The organism is Streptomyces sp. GMY02 (assembly GCF_019056675.1).
Lineage (GTDB): Bacteria > Actinomycetota > Actinomycetes > Streptomycetales > Streptomycetaceae > Streptomyces > Streptomyces odonnellii.
This window is the reverse complement of record NZ_CP077658.1, coordinates 333631-354228: the sequence shown is the minus strand read 5'-3', so window position 1 is coordinate 354228 and position 20598 is coordinate 333631. Positions and strand designations below refer to the sequence as shown.

The window sequence follows — 20598 nt, the reverse complement described above, 5'->3', positions numbered from 1 at the left end:
TGCGACGGCCCCCCGCGCAGAGGCACGGGAGGCCGTCTCTCACTGGCCTAGGCGCGGTCTCGGGGGCCGCGCCGTGTCAGACGGTGGTCAGCCGCCGTAACCACCGTGCTCCTCGTGGTGCTCACCACCGTGGTGCTCACCGCCATGGTGCTTCTCTTCGTGGCGCTTCTCTTCGTGGTGCATCTTGCCGTGGTGCTTCTCTTCGTGCATCTTGCCGTGGTGCTTCTTGCCGTGGTGCTTCTTCTCGATCGAGACGTTGGCGCAGTGGTTGCCGAACGCCGGGTTGAGGATTCCGACCAGGTCGACGGTGTTGCCACAGACATTGACCGGGATGCTCACGGGCACCTGGATTGCGTTTCCGGACAGGACACCGGGCGAGCCGACAACGGCCGCCTCGGCGTCGGCGTCGGCGGTGGCCACACCGGCGCCAGCGGCCAGCATGGCGCCCGTGCCGATGAGCACAGCGGTTGCCTTCGCGATACGCGACATCAAGTTTTCTCCTTGGACGTGTGGAGTGCGGCCGCACGATGTGCGGCCTTCACGCACTTCAACGCCGTGACTCACGCTCGGTAACGGACAAGCGGCCATTCGGTGACCAATCTTGCCTATTGGTGGCATACCGTATGAAATCCCAGTTCAGCTCAATGGAGCAGTCCCAGTCGGCCCACCAGCCGGTCGATCCGGTTGCGAGGGCCGACCACACTGATGCCGCAGGGGTTCAGCCCGTCCTCGCCGGTGGCGGCCAGGGCGTCGAGATACTCGTCGTACACCCGTGAGGTCTGCGCCGACTCGGGCATGTCCACGATCAGGATCTCGTCCTTGGCGGCGGCCTTGGCCCGCACCTCGCGCAGCGTCTCCGCGTCCGCGGCCAGCACCGTGCATCCCGCCCAGGGCAGCCCCGGATGGACGGCGCCGGAGGCGTCTTTGCCGTCCGGGCCGAGGAGATGGGGCAGTGCCTTGCCGACCGCGGCGGCCATACAGGCGGCGGCGTTCGCCGCCCGGCCGGCCGGCAGGGTCTCGTCCACGACGATCACCCATTTCAGCTGTGCCTGCCGGGTGGACCGGTCGGTGGTGACGTCCTCGCTGGTCAGCCGGGGGAGGGACATGACGCTCCTTCGTGTGCGGATATGCCGATACGCTAGGCAGACGTCCCGGCTCTGTCTCTGCCCGCCGTATTTGGTACGGCTTCCGAGGTGTCCGATGAAATTTGATGCGGTCGATCAAGCTCTGCTGCGGGAGCTGCAGAACGATGCACGGCAGACCAACCGCGAGCTGGCAGCCAAGACCGGGGTCTCCCCCTCCACCTCGCTGGAGCGGGTACGGCTGCTGCGCGAGCGCGGTGTCATCACCGGCTACCACGCGGCGGTCGATCTCGGGGCGATCGGACGGCCCGTACAGGCTCTGATCTCGGTCCGTATCCGGCCCCCGGCCCGGCCGGTCATCGAGGGGTTCCGCGAATGGGCCGCACGGCTGCCGGAGGTGATCGGTCTGTTCGTCACCTCCGGCGCCCATGACTTCCTGCTCCATGTCGCCGTTCCGGATGTCGACGGCGTCTACGCTTTTGTCATCGACCGCCTCACCGAACGCCGCGAGGTCGCCGACGTACAGACGACACTCGCGTACGAACATGTCAGGGCCCGCCGTATCGACCCGGCCGGGGACGACCGTCCCGGCCGGGCCCGCCCCCGTCCCTGACCCCGGTTCAGCCGGAGCGGCGGGGCTGGAGGGTGGTGGCGTACGGGCCGCCCCGGGCCAGCAGTTCGTGATGGCTGCCCGCCTCGACGATCCGGCCGTGCTCCATCACGATGATGCGGTCGGCGTTCCTGATGGTGGAGAGCCGGTGTGCGACGACGAACACCGTTCTGCCCCGGACGAGATGGGACAGCGCGTCCTGGATCAGCCCCTCCGACCGGTTGTCCAGCGCCGAGGTCGCCTCGTCCAGCACCAGCACCCGTGGATCCCTGATCAGCGCCCGGGCGATCGCGAGCCGCTGCTTCTGGCCGCCCGACAGCCGGGCGCCGCGCTGCCCCACGACCGTGTCGAGACCGTCGGGCAGCCGCTCCACGAACTCCATGGCGTGGGCCGCGAGCAGCGCCTCCCGCAGCGCGTTCTCGTCCGCACCGCCTTCCAGACCGTAGGTGACGTTCTCCCGGATGGTCCCCTCGAACAGGATGGACTCCTGCGGTACGACGGACAGGAAGCGCCGGTAGGTGCGCAGGTCCAGGGACGCCATGTCCGAGCCGTCGAGCAGGATCCGGCCCTCCGTGGGCCTGATGAAACCGATCAGCAGATTGAGGATCGTGGACTTGCCCGCGCCCGACGCCCCCACCAGCGCGACGGTCTCGCCGGGCCGCACTGACAGGTCGAAGCCGCTCACCGAGTGCTCGGTCGCGCCGGGATAGCGGAAGCCCGTGCCCTGGAAGTCGATCCGTCCCTCGACCCGGTCGACGGACGTCTTGCCCTCGTTGCTCTCCAGATCGGGCGCCTGGAGGACCTCGCCGACCGACCGTACCGACTCCAGGCCCTTGGAGATGATCGGGGTCAGATTCATCAAGGTCGTCAGCGAGGCCGTCAGCGCGGTGAAGAAGGTGCTGATCATCACGACATCGCCCGCGGTGAGCCCCATCCAGCCGTAGTACGCGACGGCCGCCGAGCCCGAGAGACAGCCGACCGCCATGGTGTTGAGCAGGATCCAGGAGAGCGATCCGAAGCGGCCGTTGAGCAGATCGAGCCGGAATCCGGCGGTGACCACCCGCTCCAGTGTGTTGTCGACCCGGTGCAGGGCCGCGCGCTCCAGTCCGTGGGCGCGGGTGATCGGGATCAGGGTGGTCATCTCGCCGACCCGGGAGGAGAGCCGCTCGACCTCCAGCCGGAATTCCTCGTTGTTGCTGCGGATCCGGGAGCGGAGCCGGCGTACCAGCAGCGCCGCCAGCGGGACGACGACCAGGAACACCGGCAGCACGACCGGGGTGCGGTAGCCGATCACCGCGAGACCGCCCAGCAGCGTCATGATGGCGCCGAGCCCCATGTCGGCGCTCTGCTGGGTCATCGTCTCCACGGCCTCGACATCCCGTACGACCTTGGTCTGGAGCACGCCCGCGCTGACCCGGGAGTGGTAGCCGATGGAGAGATGCTGCATCCGGCGGCAGAGGGCCGAGCGCAGCTCACGGCCCATCCGGCGGATGCTGGTGCTCATCAGGCGCGCGTACAGCAGATGCAGCGGGAAATTGAGGACGAGGACCAGCACCACGGCCCCCGTGTTGAACCAGAGATGGGCGATGGGCCTGTGGTCCACCACCACGTCGATGATGTTGGCCGTGATCAGTGGCAGCAGCCAGACCGGGATGTGCTTGACGGCGAAGACGAGGACGGCCAGCACCAGCCGGTAGCGGTCGGGACGGAAGAGATAGGCGAGCGTGCGGAGCGGGTGCTCCCCCGAGTAGTGGTGGTCCAGCGGACTCGAACGGGGAGATTCGGGATTCTGCATGGAGAGCGGAGTCCTCTTTCGTGATGATCATATAAGCCCTCGGTGTGCAGACAAGCAGTCTCCTCCCACCCGGCCACCGCCGGAAGCGCTTTCCGGGGCGGCTTCTCGGCGCGTGGGGCGGACCGATCGATGAGATGGTGGCTCCATGGCTGATCGGGGTCACCCTCCGGCTGCCGTGTCGCTGCCGGACGACTGGCCCGCCCATCCGGATCTGAGCCTCGCGCTGAACCGCATGGGCGGTTTCGACTGGAATCTCGACAGCGGGCTGGTCCATCTCGACGGGCCCGCGCTCGAGATCTTCGGCCTGCGCCCCGAGGAGTTCGACGGCGATCCCGGCACCCTGCTCGATCTGGTCCCGAACGGCGAGGCGGCCCGGCTCAAGGCCCTGATCGCCCAGGCGTTGAAGGAGGGCGCACCCTCCTACGGCGCGTACTTCCGCATCCGTCATCCCGACGGATCACTCCGCTGGACCCACACCCAGGCCCATATCAGGCACGAGGCCGGGCGGCCCCGCCGGATCATCGGCATCGTACGGAGCGCCGAGGAGGAACTGGCCGAGGCCGCCCTCAGAAGCGATGTCGACGAGGGGCGGCGCCGGCTGACCGGAGTGGTGGGCCGGACCACCGATCTGCTCGCCCGCGCCTCCTCGATGGACGATGTCATCGCCGTACTGAAGGACGAGCAGGCGCTCGGACAGCTCAAGGCCGTCAGTGTGATGCTCGGGGTGATCGAGGGCGGCCGGATCCGGCTGGTCTGCGAGGGGCGCCTCGGCGCGTACGTCCCGGAGTTGCGCTACACCCGGATCGACGAGCGGTTCCCGATGAGCGACGTGGTCCGCACCCAGCGGCCGATCTTCATCACCTCCTGGGAGGAGTTCCGCTCCGGCTACCCCCTCCTCTGGCCGCACATCGAACGGCTGTCGGTCGGCTCCGCCGCCTATCTGCCGCTGACCGCCCAGGCACGGCCGATCGGCGCGCTCGGCCTGCTCTACCCCCGGCACGGCGAGTTCAGCGACGACGAACGCAATCTGCTGATCGCCCTCAGCAGCAGCATCGCGCAGAGCTTGCAGCGCGCCATGCTGTACGAACAGGAGCACGACCTCGCCGAGGGTCTCCAGCAGGCGATGCTTCCGCGCCGTATCCCCGAGGTGCCCGGCGCGCGTACCGCCGTGCGCTACCGCTCGGCGCGCATGGGCCGCAGTGTCGGCGGCGACTGGTACGACGTGCTTCCGCTGCCGGGCGACCGGGTGGGGCTGACCATCGGCGATGTCCAGGGCCATGACACCGACGCGGCGGTGGTCATGGGGCAACTGCGCATGGCGCTCTGGGCGTACGCGGCCGAGGGGCATCCGCCGCCGACCGCGCTGGCCCGGGCCTCGGCGCTGCTGCACGAGCTGGGCACCGACCGCTTCGCGACCTGTACGTACGCGGAGGTGAACCTGGTGAGCGGGGCACTGCGGATCGTGCGAGCCGGGCATCTCGATCCGCTGCTGCGGCACACGGACGGGACCTGCCACTGGATCCCGGCGGCGGGCGGGCTGCCGCTCGGGCTCTCCACGGAGTTCACCCGGCCGGACGAGATCGGCTACCCCCTCACCACCGGCGTGCTCGGGCCCGGCGAGACCCTGCTGCTCTTCACCGACGGCCTGGTGGAGCAGCCAGGAACCGATCTGGGCGAGCGGCTCGACGTACTGAAGGAGAAGGTACGGACGGGCCCGGCGGATCCGACGGAGCTGGCGGACCTGCTGTTCGACGAGCTGGGGCAGGAGAGCGGCGAGGACGACATGGCGCTGTTGCTGCTGCGCCGGGACGCGGCGGGACCCGTGCGCTCCCCGGTGACCGGGCGCCGCTCCGCGGATGGGGCGCACCGGGCGTGACCCGGCGCCACTGAGGCACTTCAGGCACTTCTGTACAACCGGTGTGCGCCCGGCCCATCCTGACGGTCCCTCGGAGACCGGTGTGCCCCCTCCGGGTGTGCTCCCCTCCGCTTCACCGTGTCACCGCGTGTTCTCCCCTGTGTTCCCACGGACCCCTGGTTCATTGGTGTGTGCACGGCAATGCTGGCGGCCGACAGCGCTTACCAACCGCGCATCCACCGTCTTCCAGGAGAAGTTGTGGGCCCAGGCTTTGCCCGGCGGTCCGCCGTGCTGTTCGCGGCGGTCACCGCTCTGACGGCGGGGGCGGCAGCCCCGTCCTTCGCCGATTCCGTCCCCGACCCCCGTCCCCGTACCGCCGCCGAGATCCTGCGGCCGGTCGCCCCGCCGCCCGCGAGCGCGGCCACCGCCGTTCCGCAGTCCGCCGGGAGCGCCGGATCCGCCAGCAGCACCAGAGCCATCGCCGACGGCGACGGCATCGAGACCGCGCGCGCGTCGCGCCCGATCGCCCCCGGCATCCGGCTCACCTCGTACGACCGGCTCGAATCCGACAAGTGGCTGCGGGTCGACGCGCTCTCCGTCGACCTCGACGGCACGGGTGCCGAGGCGGACTACCTCTTCTCGGGCAAGGTCTCCGAGCGCCGTACGGTCTCCCAGCTCGCCGCGGCCCATGACGCCGGACCGGGCCGCCGCACCGTCGCCGCCATCAACGCCGACTTCTTCGACATCAACGAGACGGGCGCGCCCCAGGGCCCCGGTGTCGCGAACGGGCAGCCCGTCCACTCCCCGGCGACCGGCGCCAACCAGGCCGTCGGTATCGGACCCGGCAGCGCGGGCCGGATCCTGAAGCTCTACTTCGACGGCACCGTCACCCTTCCCTCGGGACCGCGGGCGCTGGAGGCGTACAACGCGGCCAATGTGCCCGTCGGCGGTATCGGCGCGTACACCGCGGGCTGGGGTGAGGCCGACCGCCGGCTCACCGTGGACCGGGCCACTCCCGTCGCGGAGGCGGCCGTCCGCGACGGCAAGGTCGTCTCGGTGTCGGCCGCGCCGGGAACGGGCCCGATCGCCGAGGGTACGACCGTCCTCGTCGGCCGGGAGGCGGGCGCCGTGGCGCTGGCCGCGCTGCGGCCCGGCGACCCGGTGTCGCTGGAATTCCGGCCGCGCACCGACAGCGGCCCCGTGCCGCGCACCGCGGTCGGCGGCAGGGAACTGCTCGTGGTGGACGGCGTGGCACGGAGCCACGAGGGGGCGGGCAACAACACCGCGGCCCCCCGTACCGCCGTCGGCTTCTCCCAGGACGGCAGCACCATGCAGGTGATCACCGTCGACGGCCGGCAGGCCGACAGCGGCGGAGTCACCCTCACCGAGCTGGGCCTGATGATGCGTGACGCCGGGGCGTACAACGCCCTCAACCTCGACGGCGGCGGCTCCTCCACTCTGGTCGCCCGCGCCCCCGGCAGCGACGCCCTGCGTGTGGAGAACAGTCCCTCCGACGGCAGCGAGCGCACCGTGCCCAACGGTCTCGCCCTCACCGCGCCGGACGGCACCGGCCGGCTCACCGGCTTCTGGGTCGAGACCCGTACCCCCGCGGGCGCGGCACCGACCACCGACCCGGTCAGGGGCGGCCACCCCGAGCGGGTCTTCCCCGGACTGACCCGCCGCCTCACCGCCGCCGGATACGACGAGACGTACGGCCCCGCGGCCGGCACACCGCGCTGGCGGGCCGTACGGTCCTCGGTCGGCCGGGTCGACAGCCAGGGGGTGTTCACGGCGCGCGCCAGTGGCACCACCGAGGTACGCGCCGAGCGCGGACACGCGGCGGGCGGTACGGAACTGACCGTGCTCGGCCCGCTCGACCGTATCCAGCCGACCACCCGGCGCGTGGGACTCGCCGGGGCGGACGCGACCGGAACCTTCGGTCTTGTCGGCCTCGACGCCCAGGGCACCAGCGCGCCCATCGAACCCCGGGACGTACGGCTGGAGTACGACCACTCGCTGTTCGGCGTCACCGACGACGGCCGGGGCTCCTTCACCGTGAAGTCCCTCGGGGACACCGGAGCCGGCCGGATCACCGCGCAGGCCGGCGGCACCACGGCCGTACTCGCCGTAGTTGTCGGACTGGAGGAGCAGCAGGTCTCCGCCTTCGACGACGCCGCGTCCTGGACCTTCAGCCAGGCCCGTGCGAGCGGCTCGGTCTCGCCCACGCCCGACGGCCACACCGGCACCGGGCTGACCCTCTCGTACGACTTCACCCAGTCCACCGCCACCCGCGCCGCCTACGCCAGTCCGCCGGCGCGGATCGCGGTGCCGGGACAGCCGCAGTCCTTCAAGCTCTGGATCAAGGGCGACGGCAAGGGCGCCTGGCCCACCCTGCACCTCAAGGACGCGGCGGGCTCCGACCAGTTGCTGCGCGGACCGTATGTCACCTGGACCGGCTGGCAGCAGGTGACCTTCGCGGTGCCGGCCGGGGCGGCGACACCGCTGAGTGTGTACCGCTTCTATCTCGCCGAGACCGCCGCCACCAAGCTGTACACGGGCGGGATCGTGATCGACGATCTGACGGCGCAGGTGCCGCCGACCGTGAATCTGCCCGAACAGCCGCGCCCGGCCGACCCGTTGATCGACTCGGCGGCGGACACGGAGGGCAGGGACTGGCGGTTCGCGGTGATGTCCGACGCCCAGTTCGTCGCCCGGACCCCGGACAGTCCGTTGGTGGCACAGGCCCGCCGTACCCTGCGCGAGATCCGGGCCGCGCGGCCGGACTTCGTGGTGATCAACGGGGATCTCGTCGACGAGGGCTCACCCGCGGATCTCGCCTTCGCCCGTACGGTGCTGACGGAGGAGCTGGGGGACGCGGTGCCCTGGTACTACGTGCCCGGCAACCATGAGGTGATGGGCGGCTCCATCAAGAACTTCACCGACCAGTTCGGCCCCGCCCAGCGGACCTTCGACCACGAGGGCACCCGCTTCCTCACCCTCGACACGTCGAGCCTGACCCTGCGCGGCGGCGGGCTCGCCCAGATCAGAGCCGTTCGTGAGCGGTTGGACGCGGCGGCGCGGGACGACCGGATCCGCTCGGTCATGCTGATCGAGCATGTACCGCCGCGCGACCCGACGGTCCAGAAGGCCAGCGAGCTGAGCGACCGCAAGGAGGCCGCCCTGATCGAACAGTGGCTCGCGGAGTTCCGCCGTACGACCGGCAAGGGCGCGGGCCTCATCGGCAGCCATGTCGGGGTCTTCCACGCCTCGCACGTGGACGGCGTGCCGTATCTGATCAACGGCAACTCGGGCAAGGCGCCCGCCGCCCCCGCGGCCGAGGGCGGCTTCACCGGCTGGTCGCTGGTCGGCGTCGACCGGATCTCGCGCGGCGAGCAGGCGATGGCGCGGCTCAAGCCGTGGCAGGGCGGGCCCGACTGGGTCTCCGTACAGACACGCGCGCACACGGACGCGCTGACGCTCGACGCGCCGGCCGTGCTGGCGCCCCGGCACAGCGCGCGGGTCACGGCCGCCGTCACCCAGGGGAGCCGGCAGATCCCGGTCGGCTTCCCGCTGAGCGCCGACTGGACCGGATCCCCGAATCTCCGGATCGGGGACCGGGACGGCGCACGCCCGCGCCATACGGCGGTCTTCGACCCGGTGACGGGCACACTGACCGCGCTGCGGCCGGGCACGGTCACACTCGCGGTGACTGTGAACGGGGTGACGCGGCGGGCGGAGATCCGCGTCGCCGCGTCCTCGGCGGGTGGAGCGGCCCAGGTCACTCCCGCGGCCTGATGTTCTGAACGTTGTGAGCGACCAGGGTGGTCCGCGCCAGCACGGGGCGCGGACCACCGCTGTGTCCTGCGGGGTGTGTACCGCCGCCGGGCCCGGCCCGTCAGGACAGGTCGTCGAGACGCAGCGCGGTGAAACGGGCCGTGAAACCCTTCCCGTCGGGAGAGGCACACATCGGTCCCGCCTGTGCGGCCGTCTCCGGCGGGAAGTAGGCGAGCCGCAGCATGGTCTCCGGATTCCCGTCGACGCCGTAGTGCACCGTGACGGTGTCGCCCTCGCGCAGCAGCTCGACGGTCACCGGCCCGGGGGTGTCGGTGAGATGGGCGAGCGGTACGACGTTCCAGTCGGACACCTCGCGGGTGACGACGGCGCTGAGCTGCTGGCGGCCGTCGACGTACTCGATGCCCGTCTTGATCCAGTTCTTCTCGTCGAGCCGGAGCAACAGCCCGGCTTGGTCGTACTGTTCGCGGTAGTCACCGGAGAAGGTGATACGCAGCCGGAAGCTCGCGGGCACCGGTCGCAGCAGGGCATGGCCGGTGTCGCGGACGAAGCCGTAGTGGGTCTTCACCCAGAAGTCCGTGTCCGGGGCCGTGGTGACATCCAGGGCGTCGTCGACGGCGGCCCAGTGGGCAGGCGGGTTGAGCCAGGTCCAGTCGGTGAGGCCCAGGCATGACTCCGTACCGGTGGCGCTCTCGCCCATGTCGCTCCTCGTATCAGTGCTCGGTGTGTCAGTGCTTCAGCGCTTGTCCATCGGCGGTGCCCGCCGTTGATCGACACCAAGAATCCCATGGCCGTTGACGGCGGGCCGCGGGCTCTTCGCAGGCGGTCGTGTGCGTCCGTTCGTGTGCCTCCGTTTGCCCTGGAGCGCGCTCCAGGGGGAGTCTGGATCCATGGCTTCAGTGGTTCACCGGCCGATGCCGGACGAGGAGATCCCGAACGGCGGGCTGACGATCGGGGAGGCCGCGGCGGTCTGCGGGCTCAGCGTCGACACCCTGCGCTACTACGAGCGCGAGGGGCTGACCGCGCTGCCCGCCGACCGCGCCCCGTCGGGCCAGCGGCGGTACTTCGCCCGCGATCTGAACTGGCTCGCGGGCATCGTCATGCTCCGCGGCACCGGAATGCCGATCCGGGACATCCGCGCCTACACCGAGATCTGCCGGCGCGAGGGCAACGAGGCGGAGCGGCTGGCCGTACTGGAACAGCACCGCGAGCGCGTACTCGAACAGCTCGACGAGACCCGGCGGCATCTCGCCGCCATCGAGAAGAAGATCGACTTCTATCGCACGGGCGCGGGCGCGCACTCGTTCGAGCGGCACATGTCCGAGCAGCGGGCCGACCGTCCATGAGCGGGGGCCGATGGTGAGCCGGGGCCGGTCGGCTTTCCACCGTCGTTGGCCGCGCGGCCACCCGCCCGTCGTCCCGGCGCGCGACGATGGCCCGGTGGATGCCACCGCTCTGGCGCGTACGCTGCTGGACCCCGTCCCCGCCCACCGCACGGCCGGGATCGAGGTGCTGCGCGCGGCGGACGGCGCGGCCGAACTCGCCCTCTCGACGCCTCACGCCCTGACCAATGTGATCGGCTCGCTGCACTCCAGCGGTCTGATCGCCCTTGTCGACGCCGCCGGGCTCGCCGCGATGATCGCGCTGAGCGAGAGCGCGGACGCCTTCCGGGGTGTGGTGCCGCTGGGTGCCGCGGTCTCCATGGAGTTCCTCGCCCCCGCCCGCGGCCGTCTGGTCGCGTCCTGCCGGCTGGACGACACGGCCCGCGAGGCGCTGCGGACCGTCCTCTCCGGCGAGAGCGACCGCGCGCGTCTCAGCACCTCCGCCGAAGTCGTCGACGGTACGGGTACGCCGGTGTGCCGGGGAACCTTCGACTGGAGCGTCCGGCGTTTGCCGGAAGCCGCCTGACCGGCCCTGCCCGGGCTTCTCGGACATCCGGACCACCTGGAGCTGCGGCCTCGTACGACGGCCTCGTCCGGCGCGCGCCCGCGGTCAGGCGGGCTGGAACGCTCTGCGATGGTCCGACGCCCAAGCGCGGTACGAACCGGCCGGCCGGCCCAGAAGCGCCTCCATCGTCGGCTCCACCCCCGCCTTGCCGCCCGTCCGCTGCCGCTCGGCACTCCGCATCAGCGCGCCGGCCACCGCGGCCGGATACCGGGCGAGCAGCCGCTCGTACGCCTGGTCCCGCGTCAGCTCCGCGAACCGCAGGGGGCGTGCCAGCACCTCGGACAGCGCGGCCACCTGCTGTACGGGGCTGATCGCGGCCGGACCGGTGAGGGCATGGGCCCGGCCGGAGGGAACGGCTCCGGTGAGGCAGAGCACGGCGATGTCGGCGAGATCGCGGGGATCGACCGTGGCATTGGGAGACGCGCCGCCGAACCCCCGTACCACGCCCTCCTCCCGGACCGAGCGCGCCCAACCCAGGGTGTTGGACATGAAGGACCGGGGCCGCAGAAAGGTCCACTCCAGGCCGGAGGCGCGGATCAGATCCTCGTTGCGGCGCTGCCAGCGGGTGATCAGATCCATGGCGTCCGGCTCGGCCACCGCCTGCGCGGAGAGCTTCACGACATGCCGTACACCCGCGGAGCGCGCCGCCGCGATCAGGTGCTCGTCATGGGCCGGTGCGAGCGGGTCGGCCGTCACCAGAAACGCGGCCCTGACCCCCTTCATCGCCACGGCCAGACTGTCCGGCTCCGCGAAGTCGCCGCCCACGATCTCCGTCCGGGGGCCGGCGAACGCGGCGATACGGCGAGGGTCGCGCGCGAGCAGTCGTACGGGCTCACCGGTGCGGGCGGGGGCCGGGACAGCGGCGGAGGGAGTGGGGAGCGTGGCGCGCAGACGCTCCGCCACCAGCCGTCCGACCGTCCCGGTGACCCCGGTGAGCAGGATCATCGCCCAAGCCCCCTCAGCCCCGGTAGTCCGCCGCCGTCACCCGCGCGCCCCGGTCCGGCGCGGTGTCGATACTGGGCATCAGCCCGGGGACCGCGATGCTCGGCAGTATGTGGCCCCAGAGCGTGGAGACCCGGTGCCCGAGATCCTCGCGCTGGGTGAGCGCCCGGGACATGATCTGGATGCCCGCGAACGCGCCGACCAGCAGCTCCACCGTCTCCCGCGGCTGCACATTGGGCAGCAACTCGCCCTGCTCACGGGCCTGTTCCATCAGCGTGATGAGGTGCTCGGGCCACTGGCGGAACGGGCCGCTGTGATCGATCCCGGGAGGCGCGCCCTGGTCCACGGTGAGCCGGACGCTCCCCCTGAGCAACGCGTTGTCCAGCAGCCGATGGGCGACGGCGAAGGTGATGTCGACGACTTCCTGTAATTTGCAGGGCTGCGGGGGAACGGCTCCGAGCTGCACCTGCTCGTCGAGGACGGCCTGGGCCAGTGCCTCCTTGGACTGGAAGTGGAAGTAGAGGGCGCCCTTGGTGACGCGGGCCCGTTGGAGAACCATCGTGAGCGTGGTCGACGCGTAGCCGTACTCGTCGAAGACCGCTCCGGCCGCTTCCAGGATCGCCGTGCGCGTCCGGATGGCGCGCTCCTGTGTTGCCATGAAATGCCTCTCTACAGACCGTCAGACGGGCACCTCGAAGAAACAAACCGCCCACCCCGTACTATAGTGCTCAACGGGATGCGGAATATATCCTGTTCGCCATAACAATTTGGGACGGACGCGGAGACTCGTACACTGCCGTGTCCCGTGGCGGTGGGCGGCCGTACGCGTGTTGGTGCGCGTAGCGGATGCAGGACGCTGCGAAACAGGTTATTCGGTTTGGTTTGGATTCGGCGCGGTCGGCTCGGGTTCGCGGCCTTCGTGGATCAGTACGACGTACCGCGCCCGACGGCGCGCGACACCGCCCGAACGGCCCAACCGGCCCGCTCCGTCCCTACGTTCCGTAGTCGGCTCATGGAGCCCTGACGGTTCTTCGTATCCCGCTCCGATCCCTCAGGGACGGCCCTCTCCGCGCGCCTTCCGCCCGCGTCTCCCGGGTTGCGTGGTGATTGGCCACCCATGAGTGTGGGCCGCAGTTCACTGCGATCACGAATGAAGGAGAGCGCTCGTGGCGACCCTGTGCAAACCCGCTGTCTCGGTTCCCGAGCATGTGATCACCATGGAAGACACGCTCGCTCTCGCCCGTTCGCTGCACCCGGACCACCCGCAACTGGCTCTCGCGCTGCGGCTGATCCGGAACACCGGGGTCGCCAAACGCCATATCGTCCAGCCCATCGAGGACACCTTGCGCCATCCGGGCTTCGAACACCGGAACCTGCTGTACGAGTCCGAGGCCAAGGCCCGCGTGCCCGCCGTGATCGACAGCGCCCTCGACCACGCGCATCTCCGTCCCGCGGACATCGATCTGATCGTCTATGTCTCGTGCACGGGATTCATGATGCCGTCGCTCACTGCCTGGCTGATCAACACCATGGAGTTCCCCACCCACACCCGCCAGCTCCCCATCGCCCAGCTCGGCTGCGCGGCGGGCGGAGCGGCCATCAACAGAGCGCACGACTTCTGCCGGGCCTACCCCGGGGCCAACGTGCTCATCGTCGCCTGCGAATTCTGCTCGCTCTGCTACCAGCCCACCGATCTCGGGGTGGGCTCGCTGCTGTCCAACGGCCTGTTCGGGGACGCGGTCGCCGCCGCCGTCGTCCGGGGCGAGGGCGGCATCGGTATCGCCCTGGAGCGCAACGGCTCCCACCTGGTGCCCGACACCACCGACTGGATCGCCTACAGCGTCCGGGCCACCGGCTTCCACTTCCTGCTGGACAAGCGCGTACCCACCACCATGGAGCCGCTGGCCCCGGCGCTCCGCGCGATCGCCGATCAGCACGGCTGGGACGCCACCGGCCTCGACTTCTACATCATCCACGCAGGCGGCCCGCGCATCCTGGACGACCTCAGCCACTTCCTTGAGGTGGACCCCGAGGCGTTCCGGTTCAGCCGGGGCACCCTGACCGACTACGGGAACATCGCCAGCGCCGTCGTCCTCGACGCCGTACGGAGGCTCTTCGACGAGGGCGGGCTCGCCCCCGGGGAGCGGGGCATCATCGCCGGTTTCGGCCCCGGCATCACCGCCGAGATGGCCCTGGGCCGGTGGACGACCAGCGGGGCGGGGCCCGTGTCCGCCGTGGCGGAGCGCCAGGTGTTCGGGACGCGCGGCCGCAGTGCCCGTCCGGCGACCGAACCGGTGAGCTGACCATGACGGGCCCGGCCACGACCGCCGCGGCCGCCGTCACCCGGCCGGCCGCAAGGCGCCGCCGCGGAACCACCGGCACCGGTCCCGAGACGCGGCCGGCCGCCCGGTGACCGGCCTCCCACCGCATCCCACCGCCCTGGAGCACCGCATGACCGAGCTGACGAAGTCCGAGGGCCTGATCGTGCCCCCGGGCGGGGGCACCGTCATCCGTACCGCGGCCCAGCAGGTGACCTTCAAGGTCACCGGGGAGCACTCCCGGGTCTCCTCCACCTTCGAGGTCGTCGTACCGCCCGGCTTCGACGTCGGCGCCCACCGCCACACCCGCAGCGAGGAACTGTTCTACCTCCTCGAAGGCGAGCTGGACGTCCTGGCCTTCGAACCGCGCGTGCTGAGCGAGGACTGGCGCCACTGGGAGTCCGCCTCCGGGCTGAGGTCCGTGCGGGTCACTCCCGGCACGGTCGTCGTCGTACCGCCCGGCTGCCCCCACGCCTTCGCCAACCGGAGCGACAAGGACGCCAAGATGTTCTTCCAGTCGTCCCCGCCGTCCGACCACGAGCGGTACTTCGAGGAACTGCTCGACATCCTCAAGGACGGCGGCACGCCCGACCCCGAGGCCATCGCCGAACTGCGCGTCCGGTACGACATCGAGCAGCTCACGCCGCTGCGCCACGACGTCTAGGCGCCCCGCCGCATGGACACCGCAGCGGTCACCCGGCGCCTGCCCCGCCGGCCGGTACGCCCCCGGCGCTGGGCCGTCGTCGCCGTCCTGCTCGTCATGGCCGCCCTCACCGCGGGCTGGCCGCTGATCGACAGCGTCCTCGCCGACAAGGAGCCCGTACCGTCCGGAACGGTGCTGGAGCTGGGGCCCGGCGGCAGTATGGCCGCTCTGCGGGTGACCGGCGCGGGCTGGCGGCTGAGCAAGTCACGGAGCGATCCGGACTCCTCGTACGCGCTGTCCCGGGGCGGAGTCGATCTGGTCGCCGGCTATGTCGACCTGTCCTCCGGCGCCAGCGCGGGGCAGCTCTGGACCGGGCTGCGCCGGGTCCTGTCCGTCGCGGACGAGGACACCAGGCTGGGCGGCCCGCGGCCCGTCACCAGCACGGCGGGCGCGACCGGGCTGACCGGCGCGCTGACCCGTGAGAACCGCGTCGGCACCGCCACCGTGTGGGTGCCGCCCGAGCAGGACTACGCCGTGCAGATCACCGTACTGGCCGAGCCGGGCACCACACCGGGCACGGTGGCCGACGCGATGGCGGTGGCCCGCAGCGTCGCCTTTCCGCAGGAGGCGTCATGACCATGGCCATGCCGTCATCGGCGTACGCGTCGGTACGCGGGTCCTTCCGACGGCAGCCGGTGGGCTGGCTCTGCGCGCTGCTGTGCCTGCTCGGCGCCGCGCTGATCGTCGCCGACTTCTCCCCGATCATCCGGGTCTTTCCCGGCGCCGCGCTGCTCGCCTTCGTCCTGCTGCTGATCACGGTGGGGATCGGGGTGACGGTCCTTCAGCGGGTACGGCCCTTCCGGGCGGCGCCGCGCGGCTGGGTGTGGAGCGGAGTCCTCTGGGGCGCCACCGCTGCGACCGGCTGCGCCATCGTGGCCAACACCGGGCTCACCGGCATCTGGTTCAAGACCGGGGGCATCGAATTCGGCTCCGAGTGGGCCGCGGCCCTCACCGCACCGCTCAACGAGGAAGTCCTCAAACTCTGCGGGGTCCTGCTGATCGCCCTGGGCGCACGTCAGTTGGTCCGCGGCCCGCTCGACGGGTTCTTCCTCGGCGCGTTCACCGGACTCGGCTTCCAGGTGGTGGAGAACTGGACGTACGCCATGAACTCCGTCCTGGCCGGCGGGGGCGTGGCCGGGGGCACCGATGTGATGCAGTCCTTCGCCACCCGGGTCGTACTGACCGGACTGGGCTCGCACTGGGCGATGACCGGTGTCGCCGGAGCCGGGATCGGCTTTCTGCTCGCGCACGACGCCCGGCCGCCGCGCCGGCGGGTCGTTCCCGCGGTGCTCTGCCTGCTGACGGCCATGGCCATGCACTGGTTCTTCGACGCGCCCCTGCTCGGCTCGGTCGGGGGCACCATCGGCAAGGTGGCCGTCAACTTCGTTGTGGCGGCGGGCTTTTATCTTGTCCTGCGGCATCGGTCGCGGCGGCGGGCGCGCGCCTTTCTGCGTTCACCCCGGACGCCGCTCTCGGTCGATCTGCTCACCCGCGGCTCCCGGCGGCGGGCACTGCAAAGGGTGCCCCCGGCGCTGCGGCCCGCCGCCGAGGCGAGGGCCTCCGCCTATCTCAACGTGGTCGAGGAACACGCAGCCAACAGCACGGGAACCGGGCCCGGTTCGGATCCCCGCCATGGACAAGCGTATTAATCGGTTGTTCAGCTTGGAAAAACCTCAAGAGCGCTCCATGCCAGGCCGCCCGCTGGCACACTCCGGCACATGTCGACCAACTCACATACGCTGACGGGGAAGTCCGCCCTCATCACCGGAGCGAGCAGTGGCGTCGGGGCGTGCGCCGCCCGGGTGTTCGCGCGGGAGGGAGCCTCGGTGGTCCTGATGGCACGCAGGGAGGAGCGTCTCGCCGCTGTCGCCGAGGAGGTGAGACAGGCGGGGGGACGGGCCGAGTACATCGTGGGGGACGTGACGGAGCCGGCCGACATGGCCCGCGCGGTGAGAAAGGCGGTGGAGTCCTTCGGGGGACTGGACATGGCCTTCAACAACGCGGGGGTGGGGGCCCATCAGACTCCGCTGCACCTCACGGGCGACGACGAGTACGACGAGATCATGGACACCAATGTGCGGGGGGTGTGGAACGGGCTGAGGTACCAGGTCGCGGCCATGCTCGACGGCGGCCGGGGCGGCTCGATCGTCAACAACAGCAGTGTCGCCGGGCTGGTGGCCACCCCCGTCTCCGCGGCCTTCATCGCGGCGAAGCACGCGGTGATCGGGCTGAGCAGGGCGGCCGCCGCGGAGTACGGGGCCCGGGGGATACGGGTCAACGCCATCGCGCCGGGCATCGCGGGCAGCGAGGTGGTCCAGGAGTGGTTCAGCAGGCACCCCGAGGCGGAGAAGCTGCTGCACCGGTCGACCCCCCAGCCGCGTACCCCGGAACCGGAGGAGGTGGCGGAGGCGGCGGCCTGGCTCTGCAGCGACCGGGCCTCCTTCGTGACCGGCGTGGTCCTGCCGGTCGACGGCGGCTTCACCGTGCTCTGAGCGGACACCGGACCGGGGATCGGGGAGCGGTACGTACGGCCGGGATCCGGGCGTGGGCCGCGGGGAGACCGGGCTCGGGCCGCCGCGACGACGGGTACGCGCGTTCAGGCGCGACGCGGGGCGCACGCGCTCAGATGCCGGGGAGGGCGATGGGCCGGGCGGGGGACTGGGCGGCGGTGACCACACCGCTGAAGACCTGCTCGCCCTCCTGATGCGCGGTCACCAGGACCGAGGATTCGCCGGAGAGCCGCCGTGGCAGCCGCCGCGCCTGGATCCGGCACGGTACGTCCAGTTCGGCGAAGCGCGGGAACTCGGCGGTGCAGCCGGTCAGTACGAGACCGCCGCCGTCCCGGAGCACCGAGGTGGCGGCCTGCCGGGCGGCTTCCATCAGGACCATGCCCGGGATGTGGTCGACCGGGTGGTCGAAGAGCACGGGATGCCCGGTGTCCACGCGCAGCAGCCAGCCGGGCTCGTCCCCGCCCGGGGAGAGCACCACGTCGTACGGGCTGGTGCGGCCGACGCTCCACGGCGCCACGGGCGTGGTCAGGGGCGGCTGCCGTACGTCGGAGCGGGCGGCGCGCTCGCCGCGCAGCCTGCGGTAAACGGCTGGTGCGGCGCAGACGAACGAGGCGCCCCCGGTGGCGACGGTCCGCCCTTCGCGGCGGACGACCGCTTCGTAGCGCAGCCCCGCGAGTTCACCGCCGCGTCTGCGGATCTGCGGGCAGACGACATCGAGTTCGAGCCCGGCGGGCGCACTTCCGACCGCGAGCTGTCCGGGCTCGACGGTGAAGGAGAGATTCCGCATCAGGAACTGATGTCCCAGCGGGGTGCCGAACTCGGCATGCGCCAGCAGAGAACCGACCTGGCGGACTGTTTCTGCCGCCAGCAGCGGATCGTGCAGGCCGTCGATCGGTGCGAAGAAGCAGTGCAGCCGCGGCCACTGCCCCGTCACCGTGAAGTGCGCCTCGTCGATCCGGTGCCAGCCGGTGAGCAGGACCTCCGCCACCGCGGCGCGGTGCACGAACTCCCTGGGCACGGTGGTGGTGAGCCGCGGGGCGAGCGGGGCGGGGGCGCTGGTTCCGGCCTGGCCCGCGGGTCTCTCGGTGCGGGGCGTACCGTTTGTCCGGACCACCCGGACCGTCATTTCGGACATGGAGTCTCCCCGTGGGGCACGGATGCTGGTCGGGAGCGCCGAGTGCTTCCACGAGCCGGGGAATATACAGACCACCCGGTTTAGTCGGTAGGCTTGACCGCGAACGGCGGGGGAGCCACGTCAGGGCGTCACGAGGACCCCTGGAACTGCACGACGGGAGCCACCCGCATGGCGCAGCAACAGCGTGCGATCAAAACGCGCGCCGCCATTCTGGAGGCCGCGGCCTCGGTCTTCGACCAGTACGGCTATGACGCCGCCACCATCTCCGAGATCCTGGCGCGGTCCGAAGTCACCAAGGGCGCACTCTACTTCCACTTCCCGTCCAAGGAGGACCTGGCCCGGGGAGTGCTGACGGACCAGATCAGAGACCTGGTGCCGGCGCCGACGGACTCCAAGGTCCAGGAGCTGATCGACGTCACCATGGTCGTCGCCCACCGCTCCCTGCACGACATGATCCTCAGAGCCGGCACCCGGCTGGCGGTGGAGCAGGGATCGGTCGACTTCTCCGACGTCAGCCCCTTCCCGGTGTGGTCGTGCCTGAGCGAGGAACTGCTCGTCGAGGCCAAGGAGCGGGGCGAGCTGCTGCCGTACGTCAAACCGCGTGAGACGGCCGAGCTGGTGGTCGGTGCGTGGACGGGAATCCATGTCTACTCGCGGGTGGTGGCCGACCGCCGGGACGTGGAGCGGCGGGTGTCGGTGATGTGGGAGCACCTGCTGCCCAGCATGGTGATGCCGCGCCTGCTGCTCGGGCTCGATGTGGGGTACGACCGCGGGGCCCGGGTCGAGGCCCGCAGGCTCGCCGCCGCGGAGGGGGCCGGGGACGACGCGGAGTGATGACGGGCCGTGACCGAACGGTCCTCCGCCCGCGGGCGGTCCGCCCTGTGGTGGGCCCGCGAGGCGCACGGGCGGGGCCCGTCGGAAGTTCATCGGAGTTCATCCGATCAAGCCGGTCTCCAGGGGTTCTCCAGGAGGTCTTGAGCGCCTCTTGAGCCACTGGGGTGCGGGAGCGGTTCCGGACATCAGGAGTGGCGCAAAGCTTATACAAACCGCGTCGACGGTTTGTTAATGTCGCAGCGCACACCGCTTATCGCTTCCGGTCATCCCGACAATCTGGAGCCGTTGATGGTCAAGCAGGAGCGCGCCGCCCGTACAAGACGATCCTTGATCCGGGCCGCGGCGGAGGTGTTCGCGGGTGAGGGCTTCATGCCGGCGTCGCTCACCATGATCAGCCGCCGGGCCGGAGTGAGCAACGGCGCGCTGCATTTCCACTTCGCCAGCAAGGAGGCCCTGGCCAGGGCGGTGGAGGAGGAGGCGGCGCAGGAGGTACGGCAGATCACCGAGCGCTGCCGGGCCACGGGCGCGGTGGGAGTCCAGTTACTGGTCGACGCCACGCACTGCCTGATGCGCAGCCTGGACGACGACGTCGTGGTGCGCGCCGGGTTCGAGCTCAGCGGCGACATCTCCCGCCGCGGCGGGATCAATCTGCGGCGCCAGTGGCGACACTGGGTCGAGAGCGAAGTCGAACGGGTGGCGTCCGACGGCGGGCTGGCCCACGGACTGGCACCGGACGATGTGGCGAGTGCGCTGATGGCGGCGACGGTCGGTTTCGAGGTGCTGGGTGCCAGAGAGGACCGGGACTGGATCTCGCGACGTACGCTAACCCGGTTCTGGGAGCTGATGCTACCTGCGATGGCCGCCGGACAGCATCTGGACACCCTGGTGACCTGCGGGTCCTGCCGTACGGACGATGACAGGGAGGTGGCTGTCGGGGAAGCCGTTTGACGGGGGTACGCTGCCCGTGTCGTGCCCGTATTCCACCCGTACGGTGACCGGCGAGTGACCCCGATGTACGGAGCGTTAACAAAAAACAGTCTGTACGGTTTGGTATTGACAAACCGTCTGTCCTGTT

At 70.8% G+C, this 20598-nt stretch carries 19 protein-coding genes; 12 read left to right on the top strand and 7 right to left on the bottom strand.

Features of this window, described 5'->3' with window-relative positions:
* Positions 1–87: 87 nt before the first annotated feature.
* Positions 88–489: a chaplin gene (locus tag KQY30_RS01505; RefSeq protein ID WP_217305190.1), complete on the bottom strand. Its 402-nt coding sequence runs from the start codon at positions 487–489 to the stop codon at positions 88–90.
* Between the two features lie 152 nt (positions 490–641).
* Positions 642–1106: a DUF2000 domain-containing protein gene (locus KQY30_RS01500; protein WP_217305189.1), complete on the bottom strand. Its 465-nt coding sequence runs from the start codon at positions 1104–1106 to the stop codon at positions 642–644.
* Positions 1107–1200: 94 nt separating this feature from the next.
* On the opposite strand from KQY30_RS01500, the gene KQY30_RS01495 reads away from it, so the two are divergent.
* Positions 1201–1695, top strand: coding sequence for an Lrp/AsnC family transcriptional regulator (locus tag KQY30_RS01495; protein ID WP_217305188.1), 495 nt, complete (start codon positions 1201–1203; stop codon positions 1693–1695).
* 7 nt (positions 1696–1702) lie between these two features.
* Here KQY30_RS01495 and KQY30_RS01490 read toward each other — a convergent pair whose 3' ends face one another.
* Positions 1703–3487, bottom strand: a complete 1785-nt coding sequence (locus KQY30_RS01490; RefSeq protein WP_217305187.1) for an ABC transporter ATP-binding protein — start codon at positions 3485–3487, stop codon at positions 1703–1705.
* A gap of 145 nt (positions 3488–3632) precedes the next feature.
* Between KQY30_RS01490 and KQY30_RS01485 the strand changes: the two genes are divergently transcribed.
* The gene (locus tag KQY30_RS01485; protein ID WP_217305186.1) at positions 3633–5363 is read left to right on the top strand and encodes a SpoIIE family protein phosphatase; all 1731 of its coding nucleotides are present in this window, start codon (positions 3633–3635) and stop codon (positions 5361–5363) included.
* Between the two features lie 237 nt (positions 5364–5600).
* Positions 5601–9137 (top strand): phosphodiester glycosidase family protein, encoded by a 3537-nt coding sequence (locus KQY30_RS01480; RefSeq protein ID WP_254406868.1) that lies wholly within the window; start codon positions 5601–5603, stop codon positions 9135–9137.
* Positions 9138–9237: 100 nt separating this feature from the next.
* On the opposite strand, the gene KQY30_RS01475 is transcribed toward KQY30_RS01480, so the two are convergent.
* Positions 9238–9834: a DUF1349 domain-containing protein gene (locus tag KQY30_RS01475; protein WP_217305184.1), complete on the bottom strand. Its 597-nt coding sequence runs from the start codon at positions 9832–9834 to the stop codon at positions 9238–9240.
* A 190-nt stretch (positions 9835–10024) separates the two neighbouring features.
* Between KQY30_RS01475 and KQY30_RS01470 the strand changes: the two genes are divergently transcribed.
* Both KQY30_RS01470 and KQY30_RS01465 read left to right on the top strand, forming a co-directional pair.
* Complete coding sequence (locus KQY30_RS01470) at positions 10025–10480, top strand: MerR family transcriptional regulator (RefSeq protein WP_254406867.1); 456 nt, start codon at positions 10025–10027, stop codon at positions 10478–10480.
* Between the two features lie 94 nt (positions 10481–10574).
* Complete coding sequence (locus KQY30_RS01465; RefSeq protein ID WP_217305183.1) at positions 10575–11042, top strand: PaaI family thioesterase; 468 nt, start codon at positions 10575–10577, stop codon at positions 11040–11042.
* Positions 11043–11126: 84 nt separating this feature from the next.
* Here the strand turns inward: KQY30_RS01465 and KQY30_RS01460 are convergent, their stop codons facing one another.
* On the bottom strand, positions 11127–12026 hold the full coding sequence (locus tag KQY30_RS01460) for an NAD(P)H-binding protein (protein ID WP_217305182.1): 900 nt from the start codon (positions 12024–12026) through the stop codon (positions 11127–11129).
* A gap of 13 nt (positions 12027–12039) precedes the next feature.
* The gene (locus tag KQY30_RS01455) at positions 12040–12681 is read right to left on the bottom strand and encodes a ScbR family autoregulator-binding transcription factor (RefSeq protein WP_046504204.1); all 642 of its coding nucleotides are present in this window, start codon (positions 12679–12681) and stop codon (positions 12040–12042) included.
* 508 nt (positions 12682–13189) lie between these two features.
* Here KQY30_RS01455 and KQY30_RS01450 point away from each other — a divergent pair.
* From KQY30_RS01450 to KQY30_RS01430, 5 genes are all read left to right on the top strand, one after another.
* Positions 13190–14326 (top strand): type III polyketide synthase, encoded by a 1137-nt coding sequence (locus KQY30_RS01450; RefSeq protein WP_217305181.1) that lies wholly within the window; start codon positions 13190–13192, stop codon positions 14324–14326.
* 148 nt (positions 14327–14474) lie between these two features.
* The gene (locus KQY30_RS01445; protein WP_217305180.1) at positions 14475–15005 is read left to right on the top strand and encodes a cupin domain-containing protein; all 531 of its coding nucleotides are present in this window, start codon (positions 14475–14477) and stop codon (positions 15003–15005) included.
* Between the two features lie 12 nt (positions 15006–15017).
* Complete coding sequence (locus tag KQY30_RS01440; RefSeq protein WP_217305179.1) at positions 15018–15620, top strand: hypothetical protein; 603 nt, start codon at positions 15018–15020, stop codon at positions 15618–15620.
* Entirely contained in the window at positions 15617–16693 is a 1077-nt protein-coding gene (locus KQY30_RS01435) for a PrsW family intramembrane metalloprotease (protein WP_217305178.1), read from the top strand. The genes KQY30_RS01440 and KQY30_RS01435 overlap by 4 nt, the downstream gene beginning before the upstream one ends.
* A 69-nt stretch (positions 16694–16762) precedes the next feature.
* Positions 16763–17536, top strand: coding sequence for an SDR family NAD(P)-dependent oxidoreductase (locus tag KQY30_RS01430; protein WP_217305177.1), 774 nt, complete (start codon positions 16763–16765; stop codon positions 17534–17536).
* A gap of 130 nt (positions 17537–17666) precedes the next feature.
* Here KQY30_RS01430 and KQY30_RS01425 read toward each other — a convergent pair whose 3' ends face one another.
* Positions 17667–18689 (bottom strand): ScbA/BarX family gamma-butyrolactone biosynthesis protein, encoded by a 1023-nt coding sequence (locus tag KQY30_RS01425; RefSeq protein ID WP_254406866.1) that lies wholly within the window; start codon positions 18687–18689, stop codon positions 17667–17669.
* Between the two features lie 168 nt (positions 18690–18857).
* On the opposite strand from KQY30_RS01425, the gene KQY30_RS01420 reads away from it, so the two are divergent.
* Together KQY30_RS01420 and KQY30_RS01415 are read left to right on the top strand one after the other, a co-directional pair.
* Entirely contained in the window at positions 18858–19523 is a 666-nt protein-coding gene (locus KQY30_RS01420) for a ScbR family autoregulator-binding transcription factor (RefSeq protein ID WP_217305176.1), read from the top strand.
* A 231-nt stretch (positions 19524–19754) separates the two neighbouring features.
* The gene (locus KQY30_RS01415) at positions 19755–20471 is read left to right on the top strand and encodes a ScbR family autoregulator-binding transcription factor (RefSeq protein WP_254406865.1); all 717 of its coding nucleotides are present in this window, start codon (positions 19755–19757) and stop codon (positions 20469–20471) included.
* Positions 20472–20598: the final 127 nt, after the last annotated feature.